The organism is Streptacidiphilus neutrinimicus, assembly GCF_000787815.1.
GTDB lineage: Bacteria > Actinomycetota > Actinomycetes > Streptomycetales > Streptomycetaceae > Streptacidiphilus > Streptacidiphilus neutrinimicus.
Window position 1 is genome coordinate 5,498 of the sequence record NZ_BBPO01000132.1, and the last position, 6,022, is coordinate 11,519.

4 protein-coding genes are annotated in these 6,022 nt (G+C 74.3%); all 4 read left to right on the plus strand.

What is annotated here, in order from left to right; all coding sequences use genetic code 11:
- Positions 1-309 precede the first annotated feature (309 nt).
- Positions 310-1,488 carry a glycosyltransferase family 4 protein gene (locus TR48_RS36985; protein WP_063771139.1) on the plus strand — a complete coding sequence of 393 codons (1,179 nt, stop codon included), beginning with the start codon at positions 310-312 and terminating at the stop codon, positions 1,486-1,488.
- Positions 1,489-1,641: 153 nt separating this feature from the next.
- Positions 1,642-3,141, plus strand: a complete 1,500-nt coding sequence (locus TR48_RS36990) for a sugar transferase (RefSeq protein ID WP_052443360.1) — start codon at positions 1,642-1,644, stop codon at positions 3,139-3,141.
- A 4-nt stretch (positions 3,142-3,145) separates the two neighbouring features.
- Positions 3,146-4,540, plus strand: coding sequence for an O-antigen ligase family protein (locus TR48_RS36995; RefSeq protein ID WP_052443361.1), 1,395 nt, complete (start codon positions 3,146-3,148; stop codon positions 4,538-4,540).
- A 2-nt stretch (positions 4,541-4,542) separates the two neighbouring features.
- The coding region (locus TR48_RS37000) for a lipid II flippase MurJ (protein ID WP_052443362.1) at positions 4,543-6,022 on the plus strand (1,480 nt) is incomplete at its 3' end.

Consider the following 6,022-nt stretch of genomic DNA (forward strand, 5'->3'; position numbering starts at 1 on the left):
GACCGGCGAGGACGGCGCGTTCCGCTTCACCGATCTGGAGCCGGGGGAGTACACCGTGATCGCGGCGGGCTACCCGCCGGTCGCCACCGCCCTCCGTCTCGAGGACGGCCACACGGAACGGGACCTGCACCTCTCCCACCGCCTGGACGACTGACTCGGCCCGTTGCACCCCTGGGGGTAACGACACAAGTCCCTCACAAGTGACGCCCCATCACCCGTCCCGGTAGAACTATCCACCGCCCGGGTGAGCGCGGGCATTGCTTTCCCGCCCACCGGCATAGGTTGCGCGACGTGCCCAGTTGTGAACCCTTGACCATCCTCCACGTCTCCCAGCCCGTCGACGGCGGCGTCGCCCAGGTCGTGGCCGATCTGGTGCGCGGTCAGGTCGCCGACGGGCACACCGTGGTGGTTGCCTGCCCGTGCCCGGAGGGCGGGCGGCTGTCGCGGGAGGTGACCGCCGCGGGGGCGCGGCTCGTGCCGTGGGGCGCGGAGCGCGCGCCCGGTGCGGGGCTGCCGCAGGAGCTCGCCTCGCTGCGGCGGATCGTCGCGGACGCGCGCCCGGATGTGGTGCACCTGCACAGCAGCAAGGCGGGGCTGGTGGGGCGGATGGCGATCCGCTCCCGCGTGGCGACGGTGTTCCAGCCGCACGCGTGGTCGTTCGAGGCGGTGACGGGGCCCGCCGCCAAGGCGATCGCCCGGTGGGAGCGCTGGGCGACGCGCTGGAGCGACCGGCTGGTGTGCGTCAGCGAGTCGGAGCGGGCCCACGGTCAGGCCGCGGGGGTGCGGGCGCGCTGGGCACTGGTGCCGAACGGCGTGGACCTCGTTCGCTACGACGCGGCCGCGTTGCCGTCCAAGCAGCGCGCCCGACGCGCGCTGGGACTGTCCCAGCACGCGCCGCTGGCGGTGTGCGTCGGGCGGCTGTGCCGGCAGAAGGGGCAGGATCTGCTGCTCCGCGCCTGGGGCGAGGTGCTGGCGGAGCTGCCGCACGCGCGGCTGGTCCTGGTCGGGGACGGGCCCGACCGGGGCGCGCTGGAGGAGCAGGCGGCCCAGCTGACGGTGCCGGAGAGCGTCGTGTTCGCGGGGCGGGTCGAGGATCCGCGGCCCTGGTACGCGGCCTCGGACATCACCGTGCTGCCCTCCCGTTGGGAGGGGATGGCGCTGGCGCCGCTGGAGGCGATGGCGTGTTCGCGCCCGGTGGTCCTGACGGACGTCGCGGGGGCCCGGGAGATCCTGGGCGACCAGCAGTTTCCCGTGCCGGTGGGGGACACCAGGACCCTCGCCACGTCACTCGTCCGGCTGATGTCCGACCTGGAGCTGGCCGCGGAGCTCGGACGGCGCTCCCGCGTGCGTGCGCAGGAGCACCACGACCTGCGTGCCACAAGGATGTTGATGGACGAGGTGTACGCGGCGGTGCTGCAGTCGCGGCGCGTCCCCGCGCCCGCCGCGCCGAGCGTCGCACAGGGCCATCGGGTCGGAAAGTCTGACTAATGGTCAATGACGTGAAACCACTTGCCGCCCCCGGGATTCTGAGTAGAAGTTCTGTAATGTCCTATTTGCCTGCATCGTTCCTTTCCCCGTGAGGCGGCGTCGATGCCGACCACGGCGGCAGGTGCTACCTCCGGCAGGGGAGTACGTGCACGGATGACCACGATCGACAACGAGGAACTGCCCGCGGGGGTCGGGGCGGTGGGTCTCGCACACGCCCGCAGGCTCGGCCCCGGCCTCTCCTCCCCGGCCAGTGCCCCGGCGGTGCGCGGCGGCACGGGCGTGCCCGTCACGCTGCTCGCGGTCGACATGCTGGCCACCGTCGGCGCGCTCGCGCTGGTCCTCCCGGGCGGCCCCGCGGCGACGCTGCGCGCCGCCTGCGGGCTGCTGCCGGTGCTGGTGCTGATGTACTCCTCGGGCGGGCAGTACCGGCTCCGCCTCGCCCCCTCGGTGCTGGACGAACTGCCGGGCCTGGCCGGACGCGCGACCATCGCCCTCGCCTTCGCGCTGACCCTGGAACGCTGCCTGCAGACCCTGCTGCTGCCCTTCACCCTGCCCACGGTCATCCCCGCCGACTTCCGCGTGCTGACCCTGCTCCTCCTCGCCCATCTCGCGCTGGACTCCGCCGGTCGCGCCGCCGTCTACCGCTCGCTGCGCGCGCGCCGCCGCCGCGCGCCCCGGCCGACGCTCATCGCCGGCGCGGGCCACGTCGGCCAACGGGTCGCCGCCGCGCTGCTGGAGCACCCTGAGTACGGGCTGTGTCCGGTCGGCTTCGTCGACGCCGACCCGCTCTTCCTGCCCGCCGACTTCCCCGTGCCCGTGGTCGGCGGACCGGAGGCGCTGATTCGCGAGCTGCCGCGCCGCGGCATCAGCGACGTGATCCTCACCGGTGGCGGCGCGGACGAGGACTGGGCCCCGCAGATGCTGCGCACCAGCACGGACTTCGGCTGCGACGTGTGGTTCGTGCCGTCCTTCCCCGACTACGCCGCCTTCGAGCACGCCGGTCGGCGCACGGCCGTCGGCGACCACCTGTGGGGCTTTCCCTGCCTGCGTCTCGGCAGCACCCCGATGCAACGGCCCAGCTGGGCGGTCAAACGGGCCTTCGACGCCTGCTGCGCGGGTCTCGGCCTGTTGCTGCTCTCCCCGGTGCTGCTGCTCTGCGCCGTCGCCGTACGGCTTGAGGGCGGCCCGGGAGTGATCTTCCGCCAGGAGCGGATCGGCCTGGACGGGCGGCCGTTCACGGTGCTGAAGTTCCGCACCCTGCGACCGGCCGACGAGCACGAGTCGGCCACCCGCTGGAACATCGCCGACGACCACCGGCTCGGCCCCGTCGGACGGTTCCTGCGCCGCGCGTCGCTGGACGAGCTGCCCCAGCTGTGGAACGTGCTGCGCGGCGAGATGAGCCTGGTCGGCCCGCGGCCGGAGCGCCCGTACTTCGTGATGCGCTTCGCCCAGGCCTACCCGCGCTACCGCGAGCGCCACCGCGTACCGGTTGGCCTGACCGGCTTCGCGCAGGTCAACGGCCTGCGCGGGGACACCTCCATCGAGGACCGGGCACGGTTCGACAACTACTACATCGACAGCTGGAGCCTGTGGCAGGACGTCAAGATCCTCCTCCGCACGGTGGTCGCTGTTCTGCGGACGGACGGGAGTTGACGGGGTGTCCCCACAACTGGGACAGCAGGCCCGGCCGGGAGGCGCGCTGCGGGGCGGGCCGGCGGCCGCGCTGCTGCCGCGGGTGCGCGCGGCGCTGAACCCGGCGCAGCTGGTCGCGCTGACGATCCTGCTGGTCTGCGTGCCGTCGGGAAACCAGGACGTGACGGCCGCGGTGCACGTGACCCCGGCGGACGTCGGGTCGTTGGTGCTGGTCGCGGTCACGCTGCCGTTCGCGCTGTGGCGGCGGACGCGCTTCCTGTCCCCGACGACCGCGCTGCTCCTCGGCGGCGTGCTGCTGGCCGTCGCCATGGCGACCGCCGCCTCGCAGGACCCGCACGAGAGCCTGTCGGGCTTCGTGCGCTTCGTGCAGATCTTCGTGATCGTGCCGGCGGCCGTCGCCTGCGCCGTCCGCGACCGCCGCGACCTGCGGCTGGTGCTGACGGCCTTCGCGGCGGCCGCGCTGGTCGAGGGCGCGGTCGGGGTGGAGCAGTACCTGACCGGGACCGGCGCCTCCTACGCGGGCGGTGACTCGCGCGCGGTCGGCACCTTCGGCGCCCAGGACGTGATGGCGATGTCCGTGGTCGTCAGCTTCGGTCTGCTGGCCTCGCTCGGTCTGTCACTGGAGGCGCGCCGGGAGCGTCGGCGCCGGGCGGTGGCCGGGTGGGCGCTCGCGGCGGGGGCCCTGGTGCTGCCGCTCGCGCTCTCCTTCAGCCGCGGCAGCTGGATCGCCACGGCCGTCGCCGTGACGCTGACGCTGGCGCTGGCCGACATCAGGCTGCTGCTGCGCGGCGGCGTCATCCTCGCGGCGGCCGCGGTGGTGGCGCTCGGCGGGCTCACCGCCGCCGGCGTGGTCGGCAACGGCAACGGCGGCGACGCCTCGGTGACGGCCAGGCTCAGCAGCATCGGCTCCGTCACGGGCGAGGCCGACCAGTCCGTCACCGACCGCTACGACCTGTGGACCACCGCCGGACGGATCTGGCGCGAGCACCCGCTGACCGGCGTCGGTCCCAAGGAGTTCCCCGCCTTCCGCGACGCCCACGCCCCGTTGCGGCTCTCCTCCGGCAGCGACACCGCGGGCGCGGGCGCCGGCTTCTCCCGCGAGCCGCTGCTCTCGCCCCACAACATGTACATGTTGGTCCTCAGCGAGCAGGGCCTGGTCGGCATCACCGCCTTCGGCGCGCTGGTCCTCGGCACCCTGATCGGCGCGCGGCGCACGCCCGTCGTGGTCGGGCTGCTGATCTGGCAGCTGGTCGACTTCCTTTACGGGGACATCGGCGGCACCACCACCGTGCTGGTCTCGGTGGTCGTCGGCCTGTGCGCGTCGGCGGTGGCCCGCGGCGGACTCCCGGCCATCCCCGGACCGCGCAGCGAGCCCATCCTGGCGGAGGCGACGCGTTGAGCGTGACGACCGCGGAGGACGCCCCGGAGGTCGCCGTCCTCGCCGCCGAGCGGGGCCATGGCTTCGTCGCCAAGGCCTTCGGCGTCACCGCGCTGTTCAGCGCGGCCGGTTCGGTTCTCGGCCTGCTGCGGGACCTGCTGCTGGCCCGCTTCTACGGCGCGGGCTCCGCGACCGACGCGTTCCTGGTGTCCTGGACCGTCCCCGAGACGGCGGCGCCGCTGCTGATCGAGGACGGCATGGCCTTCCTGACCGTCCCCGCCTTCAGCGCCGCCCTCGCCGCACGCGGCGAGCGGACGTCGGAGGAGGACGGGCCGGACGCCCCCGACCCGGTCCGCGCCCTGGTCGCGGCGACGCTGCCGCCGCTGGCGCTGGCCCTGGCGCTGCTGTCCGCGCTGGTCGCGCTCGGCGCGCCGGTCGTGGTCCACGCTCTCGCGCCGGGCCTTGCCGACCCGCGGCTCGCGGTCGTCTGCACCCGGCTCGCCGCCGTCACCGTGCTGCCCTTCGGCCTCGTCGGCTACCTCGGCGCGGGTCTGCGCTCGCACCACCGCTTCACGCTCCCCGGCGCCGTCTACATCGCCTACAACGCCGGGATCCTGACGGTGATGCTGCTGCTCCACGCCAGCCTCGGCGTGCGCGCGGCGGCGGGCGGCGTCGCGCTCGGCAGTGTGCTGATGGTGGCGGTGCTGCTGCCCTCGTTCGCGCGCCACGTCAGCCGGGTGACCGTGCGTCGGACGCGCGCCGCGACGCGGAGCGCTGGCGTGCGGGAGCCGGTGCTGAGCCCGATGGCCGTGCTGCCGGTGGTGCTGTTCACGCTGACGCGGCAGGCCCAGGTCTTCGTCGAGCGCTTCATCGGCTCCTCCCTGCCGCCGGGCACGATCTCGCACCTGAACTACGCCGAGAAGGTCGCCCAGAACGTGATGATCATCGGGATCCTGGTCTGCACGGTGACCTTCCCGCTGATCGCCCGCGCGCTCGCCGAGGGCGACGTCCAGGGCGCGCGGGCGCGCGTCGAGAAGGACCTCGGGGTCGTCGGCGCCGTCGTGCTGGCCGGGACGGTCGTCGTCTTCGCTTGCGCGCCGCAGCTGGTCGCGGTCCTGTTCGAGCGCGGCGCGTTCACGGCCACCGACACCGCCGCGACGGCGGTGCTGATGCGCGTCTACTGCCTCGGTCTGCTGGCCCAGGGCCTGGTCGGCGCGCTGATCCGTCCCTACCTCGCGGCCCGTCCGGCGGTCGGCTTCGGCGGCGAGAGCAGCACCCGGTCGCTGGACCGGACGGACTGGCTGCCGATCGCCGCGATGGGCACGGGCCTGCTGGTGACCGTCGCCGTCGCCGCGGGTCTGACGCCGTACGTGGGCGCGGCCGGGCTCGCGGCGGGCAACGCGACCGGGATCAGCGTGACCGCCGTGCTGCTGCTCGGCGCGCTGCGGGCGCGCGGCATCCCGGTGCGGGTGCGGGCCGTGCTCGGCGGCCAGCTGCGCCTGC

Bases quoted from the DNA above. Each gene is read 5' to 3' on its own strand.
- TR48_RS36990 (WP_052443360.1), top strand. From the start codon at position 1,642: ATGACCACGATCGACAACGAGGAACTGCCCGCGGGGGTCGGGGCGGTG.